The organism is Agrobacterium sp. LAD9 (assembly GCF_003031125.1).
In the GTDB taxonomy this organism is placed as follows: domain Bacteria; phylum Pseudomonadota; class Alphaproteobacteria; order Rhizobiales; family Rhizobiaceae; genus Agrobacterium; species Agrobacterium radiobacter.
In genome coordinates, this window is sequence record NZ_PHGS01000018.1 from 64,920 (window position 1) to 83,984 (window position 19,065).

Here is a 19,065-nt window from a genome sequence, read left to right on the forward strand (position 1 = left end):
GCGGGCATAGCGGCTGGGCGGCTCGGCGGCTCGGCGGCTCGGCGGCTCGGCGGCTCGGCGGCTCGGCGGAAGAAAATTCCACGCGCTTTATAAGCAATGCAACGCCGTGTGCCCTTGGAGGCGCACGGCGTTGCTGAGTTGATCGCGCTATGTCGTCCAGCGACAACGCCAGGCCCTTCGCCCTCAGGCCTCTCGGAAGGTACGGTTCGCCTGATCGAGAAGGGGTTTGAGGAAATAGGACAAGACGCTTCGTTCGCCTGTTGTGATGAAGGCTTCCACCGGCATTCCGGGCATCAGGCTGAATTCACCCAGCCGCTTTATCTGCTCCTGCGAGGTGGCGACGCGGACGATATAATAGCTGGCGCCCGTTCGCTGATCCACCGTCACGTCAGCCGAAATGCGCTCCACCGTTCCGGTGATTTCCGGCGTCGTTTTCTGATTGAAGGCGGAAAAGCGCAGATTCGTGGCCTGGCCGTAAAAGATCTGATCGATATCCTGCGGCGCAACCTTGGCTTCCACCACAAGCTTGTCGACTTCAGGCACGATCATCATGATCTGTTCGCCCGGCGCGACGACACCACCGACGGTGTGCACTGAAAGTTGATGCACCACCCCGTCCTGCGGCGCGACAATATCGACACGTTTCAGCTGGTCCTCGGCCGCCACCCGGCGCTCGACATATTCGCCGATGCGGGCATCCATTTCGCGCAGATCGGACCCCACCTCTTCCGACCATTGCTCGTCGATCTGGAGGATTTGCAGCGCGGTTTCGCTGATCTTCGCCTCAACCCCGGCAATGCCGGCCATCAGCCGGCCGCTATCGCCATCGATATCCGTGGCCTGGCGTTCCAGCGTGCTGAGCCGGCTTTTTTCCATCAGGCCCCTTTCATGCAGCGAGCGAAAGCGGCTGAGCTCCTCGTCGACCATGCCCTGCTCGCGGAAATTCGCTGCGCGCTCGGCCTCCATGCCGCTTATCTCATCGCGAAGCTGCCGCACGCGCTGTTCGAGCTGGCGTTTTTTGCTTTCCCGAACGGCCTTGCGGTTTTCATAAAGACGCTGTTCGGCATTCATCATCGCCAGAACCTCTGCATCATCTGCGCGGCCTGACAGCGCTTGCGGGAAAACCACGCGGCCGGCCCGATCACGCTCGCTCTCCAGCCGCGCCTTGCGGGCAGTGAATTGATCGAGGCTTTTGACGATGATGGCGAGATTGGCTCGCGTCATCGTCGCATCGATGCGCACGACCACGTCGCCCGCTTTCACACGGTCTCCGTCCCGCACCATCAGTTCGCTGACGACGCCGCCCACCGGATGCTGGACTTTTTTCAGGCTGGTTTCGACCACCAGAGAACCTTGCGCGATTACCGCACCGACGATCTCGGTGCCGACGGCCCAGCCGCCGAAGACGCCGGTCAGAGTTAGGAAGCCCAAGCCGCCCACAAAAAGGTGGTTGCGGATCGAGCGTCGCAGTGTCTGCCATTCATCCATTTTCATACCTTTCCTGCTTCCGCGGCCTGCACGACCTTGAGGGCGCCGGCCGCGCCACCGACCGGGCGCAGCACCTTGGCGAGCACTTCCTCCTTGGGGCCGAAAGCCTGCTGGCGTCCGTCAGCGATCATCAGCACCTTGTCCACGGCCAGAAGCGCACTTGGGCGGTGGGCGATGATGACGGCCACGCCACCACGCTCGCGAATGCCGAGAATGGCTGCCGTCAACGCATCCTCACCTTCGGAATCGAGATTGGAATTCGGCTCATCGAGCACGACAAGAAAGGGGTCTCCATAAAGCGCCCGCGCAAGGGCGATCCGCTGTTTCTGCCCCGCCGATAATTGCCGGCCGGTTTCGCCGACTTCGGTGGAATAACCATCCGGCAGGCTGACGACGAGATCGTGAATGCGCGCTGCGCGCGCTGCTGCGATGATCTTCTCCGAACTCGCCTGGCGATCAAAGGAAGCGATGTTTTCGGCGATGGTTCCATCCAGCAGCTCGATCATCTGAGGCATGTAGCCGATGTGGCGCGCCAATGCTTCCGCCGGCCATTGGTCCAGCGTCGCACCGTCCAGCCGGATGGAGCCCTTGAGCGGCCGCCAGAGACCGACAAGCAGGCGCGCAAGAGAACTCTTGCCCGATCCGCTCGCGCCGATCACGCCAAGACCGCTGCCGGCCTGGAGTGTGAAGGCGATGTCCTGCAAGACCGGCTCTGTCGTTTCCGGCGGAAGGGCGCTGACACGCTCGACGGACAGAAGGGCTTGTGGCGCAGGCAGATCGAGGCGCATGGCGGCATCCGGCAGCAGTGCCAGCGTTCTTTCAAGGCGATGACGGCTTTGCCGGGCGGCGATAAAGCCCTTCCAGTTGGCAATGGCAAGATCAACCGGCGCAAGCGCCCGCGCCGACAGGATGGAACCGGCGATGATGATGCCGGGTGTCGCCTGTTCATTGATGACCAGCCAGGCCCCGACGGCCAGAATGCCTGATTGCAGCAGCATGCGCAGCACCTTGCTCGCCACGCCGAAACCGGAGGCGATATCGCTTGCGGAGCGCTGCTCGCGGACATAGGCGCGATTATCCATCTGCCAGCGATCCCTGAGCGGCGTGGCCATGCCCATGACCGAAATGATATCGGCGTTGCGGCGGGTAGTTTCGATCAGCCGGTTGCGTCTGGACGCATGTTGCGCGGCTTCTTCCACCGGTCGCCTGGAGACCAGCTCCGTCATCAGCGTAAACACCGTGAGGATGGCCGCGCCGGCAAGCGCTGTCACGCCGAGCCAGAAATGAAAGGCGAAGCAGATGGCAATGTAAAAAGGCAGCCATGGCAGATCGAACAGCGCGGTCGGTCCGCTTCCGGAAAGGAAGGAGCGGATCGTATCGAGATCGCGAAGCGGCTGCGCCTGACGGCCGCTGACGGGCAGGCGCAATTGCAGGCCGATGACGGCATCATACACCCTGGAAGACAGCACCTGATCGAGACGATCGGAGATGCGCACCAGCAGACGGCCGCGTATGGCATCGAACAGCCCCTGAAACGCATATAGAACTGCGGCTATGGCGAAGAGGGCCAGCAGCGTCGGCAGGCTGCGGCTCGGCAGCACCCGGTCATAGACCTCCATCATGAACAGCGAGCCGGTGAGATAAAGAATATTGACCAGGGCGCTCATCAGGGCAATGCCGACAAAGGCAGTGACGCAGCCCGAGAAGACACCCTTGATTGGCCGGTTATTGTTGTTGGCAGAATGATGACGCATTTTTACGATCCGTTGAGATCGCGGCGGTAGCAACCGGCAATAACACGCCGATGACAACGGGCCGCGAACGAAAAAAGGCGCATCCCGGAGGATGCGCCTTCATGGTTCAGGCGAAGCGGAAGTCGTCGATGACGAACTGCTCGGTCTTCACACCGTCGAAGGTGATGGTCGATCCGTCCTTGAAGGCGATCTCGGCACCGTTGGCACCGTCGGTGAAGGCACCGGAGGCGATCAGCGCCTGATAGTCGGCAAAGACCTCCTTCGAGAGCTGGACGATATCCTTGCCATCAGCCCCGGCCTGGAAGTCCGTCACCACATCCCGGCCGCTGCCGGACGCGAAGACGAAGGTATCCGCACCGCTGCCGCCGGTCAGCACATCGTTGCCCGCGCCCCCAATCAGCGTGTCGTCACCGGAACCGCCGTTCAGCTGGTCGTTGCCAGCACCGCCGTGAAGAACATCATTGCCGGCGCCGCCCATCAGCACGTCGTTACCGGTGCCGCCCTCGACGATGTCATTGCCGTCACCCGCGACCATACGGTCGTTGCCAGCACCCGCATCCACCATATCGTTGCCGGCACCGGCGAGAAGCGTGTCGTTGCCGTCACCGCCTTCGAGCATGTCCTTGCCGTCGCCGGCCACCAATACGTCGTTACCGTCCGTACCGCTGACAACCGTATATTCGGTGTAGCCGTCCACCGTCACGGTCGTGGTGCCAAGGGCTTCACCGCCATTGGCGTCGCGAACCGTATAGGTGAGCGTCACGACCGCCTGCTGGTCATCCTCCAGAGCCGCAAAGGCCGAAGAAGGATCGACAACCAGCTTGCCATCCACCACCGAGAAGGCCGCGGCAGCCTGTTCGTTGGTCAAGGCGAGGCCGGCCACGGCTGCCACCGCGACGCTGACGAGCGTCAGGCGATCGCCTTCCACATCGGTGTCATTGGCAACCAGATCGAAACCGGCGTTATCCTTTTCCGACACGGTGATCCTGTCCTCGACAGCCACGGGCGCATCGTTGACGGGATCGATCGTTACGGTAACGACGCTCTGGACGATGCCGCCCTTGCCATCGGAAACGACGACCGTGAAGCTGTCGGTTCCGTTCACATCCGCGTTCGGCGCATAGACCCATTCGCCGGTCGCCGCATCGATCTTGACATTGCCTTTCGCCGCACCGGCATCGGCCTTGATGACGTAGGACAGTGTGTCGCCATCGATATCAGAGGCGACGACCTTGCCCTTCAGGACAACATCCTCATCGGTCTTTACGGCAATGGAAGCGGCAACCGGTGCGTCATTGACCGGCTTGACGGTGAAGCTTGCCGTCGCCTCGCTGGAGCCGCCGCGGCTATCGGCGACCTTGTAGGTGAAGGATGCCGCACCGTTGAAATCGGCTGCCGTGGTAAAGCGGATACCGTTTTCCTCCAGAACCGCCGTTCCACCGACTGCCAGAGAGACCCCGGTCACCGTCAGCTGGTCGAGATCAGCGTCCTTGTCATTCGCCAGCAGCGTGGTGAAGGAGATAAGGAAGGATGCCGCATCTTCATCGACTGCGGCCAGCGTATCGGCGGTAGCGACCGGGCCACGGTTGACGAGAGCTTTGACGATAGCATCCCGGTTGAGAAGTGTGCCATCTGCAAAGGTCACCAGTTCCACGCCGCCACCAGCAAGCTGGTTGCGCAGCGAGATTTTTTCACCGTTGGTGAATTCGATTTCGACGGCCTCGCCGAACTTGTGCAGGACGGCCTCGTTTCTGGCGATATCATGCAGAACGAGAATGTCCTTGTCGCCCGCGGCACCCGCAGTCTCAATGATGTCGTCGGAGCCGTCGCCGCGTCCGTAGACATAGGTGTCGGAGCCGTCGCCACCGAGCAGCAGATCGTTGCCGGTGCCGCCTTCGATGACGTCGTCACCGAGACCGCCGGAGACGACATCGTTGCCTTCATCGCCAAACAATACGTCGTCACCGTTGCCGCCGGACAGCGCATCGCGCCCTGCCCCGCCCATCAGCACGTCGTTGCCATCGTCACCACGCAGACGATCGTTGCCGCCATTTCCGATCAACCGGTCATTGCCGCCATAACCGAAGATCGTCTCATCGCCATCGGTGCCGACGAGTGTGTCGCGCGCTTCCGTGCCGTTGAGGGTCGTGCCTGCATCGAGACCCGATTTGAGATCGACCACCGTCAGATTGTCGAAAGTCAGACCCGCATTGCCCCAGGAGTAGAGACCGAAAGTACCGGCGTCGAGTTCCCGGTCGCCGATCGGATAGGCAAACAGCGCTTCATCGTTGACGAAGGCGGTGATCTTGTCGCCGACGACCTCGACGCGGAGCTTCGTTTCCTGGCCCGGCTCATATTTGCCCGGCACCTGAGCAAGGATTTCCTCGATGCCATTTCTCATTCGGACGAGGTTGAAGATGCTGCCGGCGCCATTGCCCGGGCTACGATCCAGAGTACCATCGGCGTCGAGTTCAAGCTTGTAGTAGTTCTTGCTGTCCTTGTAGCGGAACAGGAAACCAAGACCGTCCTTGTCCGGTGTCTGGAAAGTCGTCTCGATGGCATAGTCCGTCCATGCGAGCGCTGCTGGGTCGTTGAACAGCGCATAAGTGCCAAGGCGCAGCACGTTGACGCCGTCACCCATCGGGCTCCAGCCGCGCTTCCAGTAGTCGGAGCTGGTTGCGCCGGTCCAGGTCAGTTCACGGCTCGCAAGTTCGGTCGTCTGAAGCAGCTTGCCGTTGGAAATCAACCATTCGGACGCTTTTCCATCCGCTCCGATACCGCCGGATTCACCCTCGTCGACGATCTTGAAGCGCGCCATCGCTTCGGCGGAGGAGAAATCCTCTGCGACGAGGATTTTCGTCTTGTCCACGACCGTGACGTCGACGCGGTCCGTCGAAACGGAACCGTTGGCGGAGGTTACCTTCAGGATCAACCTGTTGATGCCCGCATCAAGGGCGACGTCGACCTTTTTGCCGGTGGCGACGACATTGCCGTCAAGGTCTGTCCAGACGAAGCCTGTCAGTTGCTCAGGTCCAAACGAAGACGATGCATCGAGCGTGACGGATGCCTTGCCGTCGCCATCCAGGTCATAGACCCGCTGGTCGATGCCGGCCTTCGCTGTCGTGACGGCCCGGGTGACAACGATGTCATCGAAAACCGAGGCGCGCTGGCCGCTGGAATAGACACCCACCGTGCCGCCTAAGAGCGGTGACGTTGCATCAACAACGGGACCGCCAAAGACGTTCTTGTCACCCAGGAAGACGTTGATGACGCCGCCGACGACCGAGACAGTCAGCGGAAGCTCCATATTGTACTGGACGCCCTCATTGACGGAGGCAAGGACAACGGCGTTGCCTTCCGAAACCTTGACCAGCTGACGACGGTTCGCTTCACCATCCATGGTAAAGCGGTAATAGTTGTTTGCATCCTTGTAGTAGAAGTAGACGCCAATCGCATCATTATCGAGCTGCGTCAGCGTCGCTTCGAAGACATAGTTGCTCCAGCCAGCTGATTGAGCGCCGATGTAAACGAGCTTGTTGGCGGTCGCATCGCTCTGGTCGAAAAGCGCCGCCTCCGGGGCGTCGAGGCCTTCAGTTGTGGTCGAGCGGGAAAATACCGTTCCCTTGAGCAGGAAATTGCCGGTACTGCCGTCAGTTGCGCCAAAATCGGTGGCCCAGCCGTCAGCCTTGCCGTCATTGAAGTTTTCAATGAGCAGGGTGCGGTCACCGCGAACAAGAACGTCAACCGTATCGATGGTCTTGACACCGTTAGCATCGGTTGCAGTCAGCGTCAGCTTGTGCTTGCCAAGCGAAAGATCGGCGGCGGCTTCCTTGCCCTCAGCAACCACATCGCCATTCTTGTCCGTCCAGACGAACTTCTGGATGTCTCCCGACAACAGCGACCTGGCCGCGGAGAGTTTGACACTCGCCTTCGACGCACCGGTTGCTGCATCGGCCACGATATCGTCGCCGGCATCGGCCAAGGCACGCGCCTTGCCTTCGCCGACATAGACATTCTCGAACACTTCCTGATGACCGCGATAATAACCGGTCAGGCCATCACGATCGAGCGTCGGCTTGGTGCGGTAACCATCGAGATAATCGTCGAAGGCGGTGAAGTAAGTTTCCGTGGTGATGCGGTTGTTGTCAGGGTCGATGGTGATCAGGCGTATCGCGCCGTTGCCGCCATTGTCGCCTTTGTCCTGATTGCCGTTGCCGGTAATTTCGCGCGACACACCGTTCTGGTAGTTGACCAGAAACTGGAAGACCGGCTCGCCATACTGGTTGTAGGTGATATCCGTTTCCGCGCCGTCGCCGAAGATGTGGCCGGAGAAGGTCATGACGATGTTCGGATAACGCGAAAGCAAGGCACGGGCGACATATTCGCCGTCGTTTGCACCGCGCTGGTCGGTGCGCATGCCGTAGTCGTAACCGGCGCCCTCATCATAGAGCGGCAGGGCAAGATTGTCCTGGCGCGTCGCATAGCTCGTCAGCGAATGTGTCGCGAGCATGACGCGGTGGTCGGGGAACTTCTCGATCACGTCACCCGCCCAGCGGATCACGTCGTCGCGCGGGCCGAATTCGAGCGAGATGGACAGCCACTTGGTGCCGTCAGGCGCAGTGAAGGTGCTATAGGTATTACGCGCCGCAGCCTGTTCCTGGTCGTAAGCGCCACCGAAGACGCCGGCATTGGTGATGGCCTGCTTGGCAGCAGAAAAGCGCCGATCCAGTTCGTTGGAGGAATGGTCGGCTGCACTTCCGCCACTCGCCTGATCGTGGTTTCCGGGAAGCAATGCGTAGGGGATCTTGCCATCAAGCTTGCGCAACGCCGCCTCGGCAATGTCCCATTCGCCGCTCTGGTTGTTCTGGGTGATGTCGCCGACATGGCTCATGAAGATGATGTTATGGCTCTGGCGGTTGTCGATCAGCCATTGCGTCATCTCGCCGAACATATGTTTGACACCATCATTGGACGTATAATCCTGGGTGTCGGGAAAGACGGCGATGGTGTAGGCGTTCGGGCCGGCAACGCGCACGCGGAAGTCGTCCGTCGCACTCCTGCCGGCGCCATCAGTGGCCGTCACGCGGATATCGGAGTGACCGAGAGCCGAGAAATCGAGCGTCAGCTTGTTTCCATCCGTCACGACCGCGGTAACGATCTCGTTCTTGCTGTTCAGTACGGTAAAGGTGAGATTTTCACCGGAAAAATGCTGGGAAAGGTCGATCGTCACATTCGTCGCATCAGGCGTCACCATCATGTCCTTGATGGCGGATGTCCTGGTCGCAGCGGCCGGATCGACGACGATTTCCTGACCGACAGCCAAAATTCCGGCTTCGGTTGCTGTCGTGGTTGTAAGGCTCACCCCCCGGCCGCTGAGGGTACCCTCTCCTAAAGCCGGTGCAGTGGAACCTTCGGCGAATTGGAATTCGACCGCGCCGGCAGCCAGAGCCGCCTCCTTCATCGACGCTGGCAGGATGCCGGTATCCTTGGGACCACCGAGCGAAAACATCTCATCTTTTGTCAGTACGCTTTTGATGAAGAGGAGATTGCTGAGGTAGCCGGCCGAGGTCTGTCCGCTATCGTCAGCGAAGATCTGGAAGCCCTTGGAAAGGTCAATTGCGAAACGACCGGCATAGTATGCTGATATGTCCTGGTTGGAGACGAATTCGCCGTTAATATATTTCTTCATCGAAACGCTACCGTTGGCGGCCTTCTCGATTGTCAGACCGATACGGTTCCAGGCATCCAGTTTGGCTGTGCCGCGGTAATCGCCACCCCAGCCGAGGCCGTAGCGTTCGTTGCCGACAGTCTTGCCAAAAATATCGTTGTCGCTGGCGTTATTGGTGTCGGTCTGCAGGAAGGGTATCCACTTGGCGCCGTTCGCCGCAAAACCGCCCGTCGGGAAATAGACGTCGTAGACGAGGCTGTAGGAGGTTGCCATGCCGCTGCCGTTCGGCGAAACGAGAATGCCCTGCTGTTGCGACAGGCGCGGAATGGTCAGCAGCCAGTCGGAAGAAGTTTCGATGGGATTGGCGATCGAATTTTGAGAAGTCGTCATCTTCTTTGACCCTTTACGTGAAACGGATTGGCCCGTGGCCATGCCGGCACGATTAAAGACGGGGACTAACGCCCCGATGACGATTTCTTAACAAACCGTAAACCTGCCATAGCGATTTCCGATACCTGCCATCGGTTTCGCAACGCGGTAAACGAACTCCTCGCAAAGACGTCATTGCGCTGTCAGCTTTATCGCCGATAGTCGCATTGCACCGGCGGCAGAACAGGACCCCATGTCGATCACACAGCTGAAGGCCTTCCACATCGTTGCGCAATCGGGCGGTTTTTCCCAGGCCGCGCGGGATATGGCGATCAGCCAATCCACCCTTTCGGCCCATGTGCGGGACCTGGAAGCCGTCAGCGGCGTGAACCTTCTGGAACGAAAACCAAGAGGGGTTTGCCTCAGCCAACAGGGCGAGCGTTTGTTCGAAATCACGGGCCGCCTGTTTCAGGCTGAGAACGAGGCCACGGCCTTCCTGCGGGGTGAAGCGAGTGCCGCAGGTGGGCATTTACGGGTCGCTGCAGACGGCCCCATCCTGCCGCTGCCCATCCTTTCGCGGCTGAAGGCCGAGCGGCCACAATTGACCTTCTCCCTTTCGGTCGACAATTCCGCGCGGGTGGTGGAACAGATCATCGACTATCGCGCCGATGTCGCCATCACCGCACGCGCGCCGGATGATCCACGTCTTTACGGCATCAAGTTTCTCAGCATGCGGCTTGGTCTCTGCGTGCCGGTCGCGCATCCGCTGGCGCAGCGGCAGGGTGTATCCGTGACAGAGCTTGAGGGTTTATCCTTCGTCATGCGCGAGCGGGGATCGCGCACCCGTGAAATCTTCGAAAAGAACCTCTCCGCTCACGGCATCACCATTCAGCAGGTGGTGGAAATCTCCTCACGCGAAGGCGTGCGCGAAGCCATCGCCAACGGGGTGGGATGCGGCGTGGTGGCCGATCTGGAATTCGGTCATGACGCACGCCTCTCCTTCGTGCCGCTCTTCGATGCCAGCGAACTCATCGACGAATACGCGATCTGCCTTGCCGAAAGGCGACATCTGCCCTTGCTGCGAAGCTTCATCGAGGCAGCCGGCCGGGCCTGATTGCGGCCCGATCACGGCTTCCTCAACCGGCCACCCCAATATTCAGAAAACGTTCCGATGCACATCCGTCATCGCGCGCCTCAGGTCGTCCACAGCAGAGGCCGTCGGGCCCGGTTGGTCGTCTAGTGCCGGCGGCATTTTCCAGCCGGGGTCGATGCCTTCCATATTCGGCAATTCATGGGCGATGCCCTTGTGGCAATCGATGCAGGTGGCCTTGCCCGTCAGCAGATATTTGGAATGGATATCGGCGGCGCGCTGCGTCTGTTTGGTAAAATCCATGGCGGCGGAGGAATGGCAGTTGCGGCATTCCAGGCTGTCATTGGCCTTCAGGCGCGACCATTCGTGCTGGGCAAGCTCCAGACGCTTGTCGAGGAACTTCTTGCGCGTATCGATGGTGCCGAAAATCTTGCCCCAGACCTCCTTGGAGGCCTGCATCTTGCGGGCGATCTTGTCCGTCCATTCATGCGGCACATGGCAATCCGGACAGGAGGCGCGCACGCCGGAACGGTTGGAGAAATGCACCGTCCGGGTCAGTTCCTCATAAACATTCGCGCGCATCTCATGACAGGAAATGCAGAAGGCTTCCTTGTTGGTCATCTCAAGCGCGGTGTTGAAGGCGCCCCAGAACATCACCCCGCCGACGAAGCCGCCAAGCGTCAGGAAGGCAAGGCTGAGCGTACCGGCCGGCGTCGTCAGAATAGCCCAGAGCCAGGCGAGAAGTTTTTTCACTCGGGCGATCATCATTCGCTACCCGCCGGTTTGACGCCCATTTCGCTCATGTCCTGAAACGTGTTGGGCACGAGCGGCCGCGTATCAGCCTGCGGCACATGGCAGGCGGTGCAGAAATAACGGCGCGGCGAAACATCCGCCAGCATCTGGCCTTCGCGCGTCATGTAATGCGTCACGCTGATCATCGGCGCGCCGGAATCCTGCGTGAATTCGCGCTTGTGACAGGACAGACAGCGGTTGGCATTGACCGAAAGCTGGTAGCCATCGATCGAATGCGGGATGACCGGCGGCTGTTCCGGATAGGCGCGCATGCGCCTGAAGTCGTCGATCACCCATTTCGGCAGAGGTTTGGCGGGCTCGGTGCGCATGGCGTCGCCGCGCGGGCCGGACAATTCCGGCACCATCTGCGCAACGGCACCCGTCGCCACCGCGACCACCAGAAGCGTGGCGACCATCCATCCGTGTTTCCTGATCATGCGACTGGCTCTATCTTGACTGCGCATTTCTTGAAATCCGTCTGCTTGGAGATGGGATCGGTTGCGTCGAGCGTCACCTTGTTGATGAGCTGGCTGGCATCGAACCAGGGAACGAAGATGACGCCGGGCGGCATGCGGTTGCGGCCGCGTGTTTCCACCCGCGAGCGGATTTCGCCACGGCGCGAGACGATGCGGATTTCCGCGCCCTGATTGAGCCCGCGCTTGCGCGCATCATCGGCATTCATGAAACAGCGGGCGCCGGGGAAAGCTTTGTAGAGTTCCGGCACGCGCATGGTCATGGAACCGGAATGCCAGTGCTCCAGCACGCGGCCCGTCACCAGCCAGGTATCGAATTCGTCGTCGGGGGATTCGGCCGGCGGCTCATAGGGCACGGCGATGATGACCGCCTTGCCGTCCTTGTTGCCGTAGAATTTCACGCCCTCGCCGGGTTTGACATAGGGGTCGTAACCCTCGCGGTAACGCCACAGCGTTTCCTTGCCGTCCACCACAGGCCAGCGCATGCCGCGCACCTCGTGATAGGCATCGTAAGGCGCAAGATCATGGCCGTGGCCGCGCCCGAAGGCGGCATATTCCTCGAAGAGGCCCTTCTGCAGATAGAAACCGAAATCCTTGGATTCCTGGTTCTGGTAATCCGCGTTGATCTCGCTCAGCGGGAACTTGCCGACATCGCTGTCCTTGAAGAGAACCTCATAAAGCGTCTTGCCGCGATAGGCGGGATTGGCGTCGAGTATCTCCGCCGGCCACACTTCATCGGTGGTGAAGCGCTTGGAAAATTCCACCAGCTGCCAGAGATCGGAACGCGCCTCACCCGAGGCCTCGACCAGCTGGTGCCAGACATGGGTGCGCCGCTCGGCATTGCCATAGGCGCCCTCCTTTTCCACCCACATGGCGGCGGGCAGAATAAGGTCGGCGCTCATGGCCGTGATGGTCGGATAGGCATCCGAGACCACGATGAAGTTTTCGGGGTTGCGATAGCCCTGATAGGTCTCGTTCTTGGTGTTGGGACCTGCCTGTACGTTGTTATTGACCTGCACCCAGTAGAAATTCAGCTTGCCGTCATGCAGCATGCGGTCCTGCTGCACGGCGTGATAACCCGGCTTTTCCGGGATGATGCCGTGCGGGATGCGCCAGATTTCTTCGGCATGTTTGCGGTGCTCGGGGTTGGTCACCGTCATGTCGGCCGGCAGGCGGTGGGCGAAGGTTCCCACCTCACGCGCCGTGCCGCAGGCCGAGGGCTGGCCGGTGAGCGAGAACGGGCTGTTACCCGGCTCGGAAATCTTGCCCGTCAGCAGATGGATGTTATAGACCATCTGGTTGGCCCAGACGCCGCGAACATGCTGGTTGAAACCCATGGTCCAGAGCGACATGACCTTGCGTTTCGGGTCGGCATAAAGCTCGGCCAGCTCCTCCAGAAAACCGGCTTCAACGCCGGTCATGGCCGCGGTCTTTTCCAGCGTGTATTCGGAGACGAATTCCTTGAAGGTTTCGAAATCGATCGCTTCGGTCTTGGTCGGATCAGCGGAATTGGCGGCATTCATCTCCACCGGATTGTCCGGCCGCAGGCCGTAACCGATATCGGTGACGCCGCGCACAAATTTCGTGTGGTTCTTCACGAAGTCTTCGTTGACGCGCCCGGTCTTGATGATGTGGTTGGCGATGTAATTGAGGATGACGAGATCCGTGCCAGGTTTGAAGACCATCGGGATATCGGCAAGGTCCATGCTGCGATGGGTGAAGGTCGAAAGCACCGCCACCTTCACATGGTCGAACCCCAGACGCCGGTCGGCGATGCGCGTCCACAAAATGGGGTGCATTTCCGCCATGTTCGAACCCCAGAGCACAAAGGCATCGGCATGTTCGAAATCGTCGTAACAGCCCATCGGCTCATCCATGCCGAAGGTGCGCATGAAGGCATAGGCAGCAGACGCCATGCAGTGGCGGGCATTGGGATCGAGATTGTTGGAGCGGAAGCCGGCGCGCATCAGCTTGGTCGCGGCATAACCCTCGAAGATCGTCCACTGGCCGGAACCGAACATGCCCACAGCCGTCGGTCCCTTTTCCTTCAGCACCCGCTTGCACTGCGCGGCCATCACGTCGAATGCCTCGTCCCAGCTTACCGGCTCGAACTCGCCATCCTTGGCATAAACGCCGTTTTTCTTCCGCAGAAGCGGGGTCTGCAGGCGGTCCTTGCCATACATGATCTTGGACAGGAAATAGCCCTTGATGCAGTTGAGGCCGCGATTGACCTCCGCCTGCATGTCGCCATGGGTGGCGACGACCTTGCCTTCCTTGACGCCGACCATGACGCCGCAGCCCGTGCCGCAGAAACGACAGGGCGCCTTGGACCATTTGATCTGCAAGGCGGAAACGCCGCCCGGCACCGGCTGGGCCGCGGCCGGCAGCGCAATGCCCGCCGTCGCCGCCGCAATGCCGGCGGCATGCGCCTTCAATAGATCACGCCGCGTCAGTTCGCTGCTCATCGCCGCTTGTCTCCTCTGTATCGACGTGTTCGAAAACCATGTTGGCGGCAATCACACCGTCGAGTGTCGAAATATAAGTGAGCGTATCGCCCAGCATGCCGGTGCTCGTGCCATCGATGACGATGACGATCTTGCCGTTGCCCTCGCCATGAACCTCGACATTGTCGAGCGTTAAAAGCGTTGCGAGCACGGCGTCGCGCATCTGCGGCATCACCGCCACCACGGCGCTTGAAACATGATACCGCCCTGTATTTTCAGGCATATTGCATCTCCGTGGCTGCTTCCTTGATCTCGATCACACCGGCCGGGCAGACGGACACGCAGGCCCCGCAGCCGGTGCAGGCTTGTTCGATAAGTTCAGGCACGAAGGGACCGCCGCGGCGGGGACGAAACCGGATGGCCTCGGTCGGGCAGGCATCGCGGCAGGCCTGACAATCAATATTGCCGAAGGCGAGACAGCCCTCGCCGATCGCCATGACATGATCGAAGCGTTGCGCGGCGGGGGCGGCAAACACCGGCTCCGGACAGGCCTCGGCGCATTTGCCGCAAAAGGTGCATTCCCCGACGGAGAAATCCACCGAAGGCAAACCGCCCACCATGGCAATGATGCCGGTGGGACAGGCTTCGACACATTTTGCGCAACCGCTACAAGCGGTGAGGTCGCTCAACGCGACCCCGGGGGGACAGATGCGTGGTCTATGTTTTTGCCCGCCGCGCAGCAAATCGCGCCGGCTGAGAGAGGCTTCCATCATCATGGCGCCCTCAATGACCGGGCGGCCCCGGAGGGCCGTAAATGATCTGGAACATCCAGACGATAAAGCCATAAGCCCCAACAAATCCGACCGCCAGAACGGGCCAGATTCCAAAGGCCAGAACGGCGAAGGTCACAAGTTCCCTCGTCCGGCCAGGCTTTTCATCTGCGTGTTGAGGCGCGACTATTTTAGGCATATTCGCGTTTCCTATTCGTTTCGAGTCATCATCGGCTAAAAGACGGAAATATTCAACCACTTGATTTTATTGATTATTTATCAAAACTAACATTCATCAAGACGGCTCGCCTAAGTCACTGATTTCGCATTGTGCTTTTGCTGAAAAAATAAACAGTCGACGTAAAACGGTTGAATGCGCCTGCTGCGGGAATCTCGCTCTCATCCGCAGGCTCCCGTATCGTCCATTCCCGGCGCGCGCATGAAGGGCAGAAAACCCTGCAGCCAGATGCCGAAACTCGCCGCCCAGAACATTGCACTGAGGCCATGATGATAGGGTGACAGGATCGCGGCGAAATCGAACTCAGGCAGGATGCGGATCAGCCCGGCCGCCACCATCAGGGCCGCCGCCGCATGGGCCTGCCACGGCAGAGACGCCAGATTGCGGCCCGTGTGCCGAAGCCCGGCGATGATGAAAACCGCCATGACAGCGCATCCAAGCGCACCGACCGACAGGAGATGCAGCCCTGCGGCGGGCGTGACGGAAAAACCGAGCCGTGTCGCCCCGAGCGCCAGAAAACCCGCGCCGGCAAAGGCGTTGCCAAGCCCGAGCAGCAGCACCTCGGTCCTGAAGACCGCGCGCCCGATGAACCATTCGGCCAGCCGGTCGAAAAACGCCGCACCGGCCGCAAGCGCTAGCCAGGCGCAGACATCGCTTTGCGGAAAGGCGAGCCTCGCCGCCATATAAATCGTCACCATGGCGCCCGCCATGTGCTGGCGGCCGGGATGCGGCCGGTAAGGCGTGGTCTCTCCGCTTGGATCGAGCGCCAGATTGATGACAACCACATTGATGCGCGCCGCCGAGAGCGAAAACAGCACGGTGAAGATGCACAACGCCACCTCCAGACAGCGGGATGCGAATGCGAGATCGCCGGCCCACCAGCCATAACGCACACCCGCTTCCGCCGCCGCGAAAAGAAGAAGCCAGATGAGGAATGTCAGGTGCTTCACCGTACGCCGCGCCAGCATCGCCCTGCCGATGATGGCAGAGAGCGCCAGCAGAAAAGCCATATCAAAAAAGCCGGCCAGCAGGCTCCACGCATCAGCCCCCAAGAAACCGATGATGCGGCCCGGCAGCCAGAGGCAGGCAAGATGGACCAGCGTTCTTCCCTGCGCCGGTTTCGTATCCGTCCATTCCGGCACCGCCGAACCGAGGAAACCCGCAAGCGCCATGCCATAGGTGCCAAAAATCATCTCATGGGCGTGCCATTGCGAGGCAGGCAGGGCATCGGCGAAAGGCAGGCCGTAACCGCCGATAACCACCCACAAAAACGGCCAGACTGCGCCATGTAGGGCGGCCAGAGGAAAAAACAGCCGCAGGGCTTCGGAAAGGATCGGCGGCGGCCTCATCTGACCCGCTCCCTCGCCGAAAACAGTTCGGCAAAGGCCGGGCTCTCGGCCAGGCGTTCCGCTTCGTCGAACACCGCCCGCGCCATGCGCCCGCCCGGCGAACCGGAAGGCTTGTGAGTGGCAACCACGCGGCCGTCCATGCCTGAAAGCACGATCAGCCTGTCGGCCACCATCAGCGCTTCATGAAGATCATGGGTGACAAGAAGGGTGGAGAAACCGCGCCTGCGGGTGGCATCCACCAGAAGCTCCTGCAAATGGCGGCGCAGGCCGACATCCACGGCGCTGAAAGGTTCGTCCAGAAACAGCATGTCCGGCTCCACCGCCAGCGCCCGCGCCACACCGGCGCGCTGGCGCATGCCGCCGGAAAGCTCGACCGGATATTTGCCTAAATCCGCTTCTTCCAGCCCAACTTCGAGCGCAAAACACCCAGCCCTTTCACGGCGTTCCCGTTTCGGCATGCCGGTGGCCGCAAGGCCGTAGGCGATATTGTCGATCAGCGTCATCCATGGCAGCAGCCGCGGTTCCTGAAAGACCAGACCCTGCCGGCGATATCGACGATGCACGCGGCCGCGAACGGGATCGATGATACCAGCCGCGATCTGCAGGATCGTCGTCTTGCCGCTGCCGGAAGGGCCGAGCAGCGCCACGGTTTCCCCCGGCGCTATGCTCAGGTCGAAATTCTCGAACAGGCTGCGACCTAAAAAGGCGTGGCCGACATGTTCGAAACGCAGGTTGGAATGATCGCTCATCGTTTGACACCCCATGGCAGCCCGGCGGCGCGCCAGCGTTCCAGCGCTTCGCGCAGCAGATGCAGCAGGCCGTAATCGGTGAGCAGCGCCAGCGCGACGGTGATGGTGAGCCAGGCGCTGACCTGCGCGATATCGAACAGCGCGCGTGCGGTGGCCAGTTCGCCGCCGATGCCGCCGGAATTCGACAGAAGCTCGGCCATGACAGTGACTTTCCACGCACTGCCGGCCGTCGTGGTCCAGGCGGGAAAGAGATAGGAAAGCACATGCGGCATTGTGACGGTCCGCAACCGGTAAAACCATGGAGCACCGAAGGCCTGCGCCATCACCTCCAGCTGACGATCCCGCTTGGCGACACCTTCCAATGCACCGGCAAAGGAAACGGGAGCCGATGCGATGACAACGGTCATGACGGCAGTGCCGCCGGAGGAACCGAACCAGATCAGCGCCAGCACGATCCAGCCTATGGGCGGAACGCCGAGCAGGACGGTGACAACAGGCTTCATCAGCCGCATGGCCGCGAAGGAGTAACCCGCCATCACGCCGGCGACGGTGCCGATGCCCGCCGCAATGGTGAAACCGGTCAGAGCCCTGACGGCGCTCTGCGACAGGATCGCGAAGAAATCCGGCCTCGCCGCAAGCACTCCGATAGCCGTGAAGGTCTCACCCGGCGAAGGCAGGATGAAGGAGCCATAAATTTCATGCCCGGCCTGCCAGGCGGCGAGAAAGCAGAAAATACCCGAAAGCCCCGCCCAGCCCGCCCAGAGATAGCGGCCCATCCAGCCAAGACTTTCGAGAATGCGGTTCATGCCTGCTACACCAGATAAAAACCGTCATCCGGCCGCCGACCGCCGATGATCGCGGGGTCGGCCTTGGCGAGTTCATCGTAAAACGCCTCAAGATCGGTACGCGCAGCACTCGCCTTCAGCGCACATAGATGGCTAGTCGGGAAGGAGGCAGCGATGATGTCAGGCGGAAAGCCCAGAGCTTCGGCGACGGCATCGGCCGCCGTCTTAGGGTCGGCCATGGCGCTGGCGAGCGCCGCCTCCATGGCGGCCTGTAGAGCCTCTATGCCGGACTTGCCGAGCTTTTGCTGAACCTGCGACGTCAAGGCGAGGCCGGCCTGCGGGATTTCAGCCTTGCCGGCCACCTTCGCCCATTCCTGCTGGATATCGATGGTGCGGTGAACGGTCATGAAAAACGACTTCGCCTTGATCAGCACAGCGGTCGCGGCCGGTTCGCTGAGCAACGCGGCATCCACCCTGCCCGTCAGCAGCAATTGCACAGCTTCCGGCGGCGAGGCGGCATATTCCAGCTTGATGTCGCCGGACTTCAAGCCGTTTTCGGCGACAAGGCGATGCAGCACGAAATCGGGCATATCATTCTTGAACGGCAAAGCGAGCGTCTTGCCGGAAAGGCTTTTCAGGGAGTTCAGCGTCTCGTCTTTCGAAACGATATAGAGCAGACCCGTGGTCAGCACGTTGAGCAGCCCGAGGCCGAGGCCGCGATTATGGAGATTGGCGGCGCCATAACTCGGCATCACCACCGCCCCCATGGAGCCGGAGGCAACGGCCGCGCGCATTTCATCCGGCGTTTTCCAGGCCTTGAAGACGGCCTCAGGCGCAACGTCCTTCAGGAACCCGCCTTTTACGGCATGGGCCAGCACGGCGGACGGCGCGGCGGGAGGCCCATAAAAGGTGAGCGGTGTCTCGGCTTTCAGAATATGGGGTGCGGCAAGCGTCGCCACCGTGAAACCGGAAAGGGCCGAAAGAGCCTGACGACGGGTGAGATGATGGGCCATGGTCCTGATCCTTGTTCGCGCCGGAAGCGCCCCCGATGCCCGCACAACCGGCCTTGCGGCCCGGAGCGTCACCAACCCGGAAA

14 protein-coding genes are annotated in these 19,065 nt (G+C 60.8%); 1 reads left to right on the plus strand and 13 read right to left on the minus strand.

The window, feature by feature from the left end:
* Positions 1-183 precede the first annotated feature (183 nt).
* The 3 genes from DA915_RS19240 to DA915_RS19250 all read right to left on the minus strand — a co-directional run bounded on the left by DA915_RS19240 (position 184) and on the right by DA915_RS19250 (position 9,300).
* Positions 184-1,488 carry an HlyD family type I secretion periplasmic adaptor subunit gene (locus DA915_RS19240; protein ID WP_107676963.1) on the minus strand — a complete coding sequence of 435 codons (1,305 nt, stop codon included), beginning with the start codon at positions 1,486-1,488 and terminating at the stop codon, positions 184-186.
* A gap of 2 nt (positions 1,489-1,490) precedes the next feature.
* Positions 1,491-3,242 (minus strand): type I secretion system permease/ATPase, encoded by a 1,752-nt coding sequence (locus DA915_RS19245; RefSeq protein WP_107676964.1) that lies wholly within the window; start codon positions 3,240-3,242, stop codon positions 1,491-1,493.
* 106 nt (positions 3,243-3,348) lie between these two features.
* Positions 3,349-9,300, minus strand: coding sequence for an Ig-like domain-containing protein (locus tag DA915_RS19250; protein ID WP_192886609.1), 5,952 nt, complete (start codon positions 9,298-9,300; stop codon positions 3,349-3,351).
* A gap of 232 nt (positions 9,301-9,532) precedes the next feature.
* Here DA915_RS19250 and DA915_RS19255 point away from each other — a divergent pair, with 232 nt between their 5' ends.
* Complete coding sequence (locus tag DA915_RS19255) at positions 9,533-10,393, plus strand: LysR substrate-binding domain-containing protein (RefSeq protein ID WP_107676965.1); 861 nt, start codon at positions 9,533-9,535, stop codon at positions 10,391-10,393.
* 42 nt (positions 10,394-10,435) lie between these two features.
* Here DA915_RS19255 and DA915_RS19260 read toward each other — a convergent pair whose 3' ends face one another.
* The 10 genes from DA915_RS19260 to DA915_RS19305 all read right to left on the minus strand — a co-directional run bounded on the left by DA915_RS19260 (position 10,436) and on the right by DA915_RS19305 (position 18,982).
* Entirely contained in the window at positions 10,436-11,131 is a 696-nt protein-coding gene (locus DA915_RS19260) for a cytochrome c3 family protein (protein ID WP_272872986.1), read from the minus strand.
* Between the two features lie 2 nt (positions 11,132-11,133).
* Positions 11,134-11,625 carry a nitrate reductase cytochrome c-type subunit gene (locus DA915_RS19265; protein WP_080814697.1) on the minus strand — a complete coding sequence of 164 codons (492 nt, stop codon included), beginning with the start codon at positions 11,623-11,625 and terminating at the stop codon, positions 11,134-11,136.
* The gene (gene napA / locus DA915_RS19270) at positions 11,595-14,099 is read right to left on the minus strand and encodes a periplasmic nitrate reductase subunit alpha (RefSeq protein WP_107676967.1); all 2,505 of its coding nucleotides are present in this window, start codon (positions 14,097-14,099) and stop codon (positions 11,595-11,597) included. Before napA ends, DA915_RS19265 begins: the two co-directional genes overlap by 31 nt.
* Complete coding sequence (locus DA915_RS19275; RefSeq protein ID WP_060724395.1) at positions 14,074-14,361, minus strand: chaperone NapD; 288 nt, start codon at positions 14,359-14,361, stop codon at positions 14,074-14,076. The genes napA and DA915_RS19275 overlap by 26 nt, the downstream gene beginning before the upstream one ends.
* The gene (locus tag DA915_RS19280; RefSeq protein WP_107676968.1) at positions 14,354-14,854 is read right to left on the minus strand and encodes a ferredoxin-type protein NapF; all 501 of its coding nucleotides are present in this window, start codon (positions 14,852-14,854) and stop codon (positions 14,354-14,356) included. The genes DA915_RS19275 and DA915_RS19280 overlap by 8 nt, the downstream gene beginning before the upstream one ends.
* A gap of 7 nt (positions 14,855-14,861) precedes the next feature.
* Complete coding sequence (gene napE / locus DA915_RS19285; protein ID WP_107676969.1) at positions 14,862-15,047, minus strand: periplasmic nitrate reductase, NapE protein; 186 nt, start codon at positions 15,045-15,047, stop codon at positions 14,862-14,864.
* A gap of 200 nt (positions 15,048-15,247) precedes the next feature.
* The gene (locus DA915_RS19290; RefSeq protein ID WP_107676970.1) at positions 15,248-16,435 is read right to left on the minus strand and encodes an NnrS family protein; all 1,188 of its coding nucleotides are present in this window, start codon (positions 16,433-16,435) and stop codon (positions 15,248-15,250) included.
* Positions 16,432-17,184 (minus strand): ATP-binding cassette domain-containing protein, encoded by a 753-nt coding sequence (locus DA915_RS19295; protein ID WP_107676971.1) that lies wholly within the window; start codon positions 17,182-17,184, stop codon positions 16,432-16,434. Before DA915_RS19295 ends, DA915_RS19290 begins: the two co-directional genes overlap by 4 nt.
* The gene (locus DA915_RS19300; protein WP_003504683.1) at positions 17,181-17,990 is read right to left on the minus strand and encodes an ABC transporter permease; all 810 of its coding nucleotides are present in this window, start codon (positions 17,988-17,990) and stop codon (positions 17,181-17,183) included. The genes DA915_RS19295 and DA915_RS19300 overlap by 4 nt, the downstream gene beginning before the upstream one ends.
* 5 nt (positions 17,991-17,995) lie before the next feature.
* Entirely contained in the window at positions 17,996-18,982 is a 987-nt protein-coding gene (locus DA915_RS19305; protein ID WP_107676972.1) for an ABC transporter substrate-binding protein, read from the minus strand.
* Positions 18,983-19,065 lie beyond the last annotated feature (83 nt).

Excerpts from the sequence above, each read along its gene's own strand:
- DA915_RS19240 (WP_107676963.1), bottom strand. The coding sequence starts at position 1,488 with ATGGATGAATGGCAGACACTGCGACGCTCGATCCGCAACCACCTTTTT.
- DA915_RS19245 (WP_107676964.1), bottom strand. The coding sequence starts at position 3,242 with ATGCGTCATCATTCTGCCAACAACAATAACCGGCCAATCAAGGGTGTC.
- DA915_RS19250 (WP_192886609.1), bottom strand. The coding sequence starts at position 9,300 with ATGACGACTTCTCAAAATTCGATCGCCAATCCCATCGAAACTTCTTCC.
- DA915_RS19255 (WP_107676965.1), top strand. The coding sequence starts at position 9,533 with ATGTCGATCACACAGCTGAAGGCCTTCCACATCGTTGCGCAATCGGGC.
- DA915_RS19265 (WP_080814697.1), bottom strand. The coding sequence starts at position 11,625 with ATGCGCAGTCAAGATAGAGCCAGTCGCATGATCAGGAAACACGGATGG.
- napA (WP_107676967.1), bottom strand. The coding sequence starts at position 14,099 with ATGAGCAGCGAACTGACGCGGCGTGATCTATTGAAGGCGCATGCCGCC.
- DA915_RS19275 (WP_060724395.1), bottom strand. The coding sequence starts at position 14,361 with ATGCCTGAAAATACAGGGCGGTATCATGTTTCAAGCGCCGTGGTGGCG.
- DA915_RS19280 (WP_107676968.1), bottom strand. The coding sequence starts at position 14,854 with ATGATGATGGAAGCCTCTCTCAGCCGGCGCGATTTGCTGCGCGGCGGG.
- napE (WP_107676969.1), bottom strand. The coding sequence starts at position 15,047 with ATGCCTAAAATAGTCGCGCCTCAACACGCAGATGAAAAGCCTGGCCGG.
- DA915_RS19290 (WP_107676970.1), bottom strand. The coding sequence starts at position 16,435 with ATGAGGCCGCCGCCGATCCTTTCCGAAGCCCTGCGGCTGTTTTTTCCT.
- DA915_RS19295 (WP_107676971.1), bottom strand. The coding sequence starts at position 17,184 with ATGAGCGATCATTCCAACCTGCGTTTCGAACATGTCGGCCACGCCTTT.
- DA915_RS19300 (WP_003504683.1), bottom strand. The coding sequence starts at position 17,990 with ATGAACCGCATTCTCGAAAGTCTTGGCTGGATGGGCCGCTATCTCTGG.
- DA915_RS19305 (WP_107676972.1), bottom strand. The coding sequence starts at position 18,982 with ATGGCCCATCATCTCACCCGTCGTCAGGCTCTTTCGGCCCTTTCCGGT.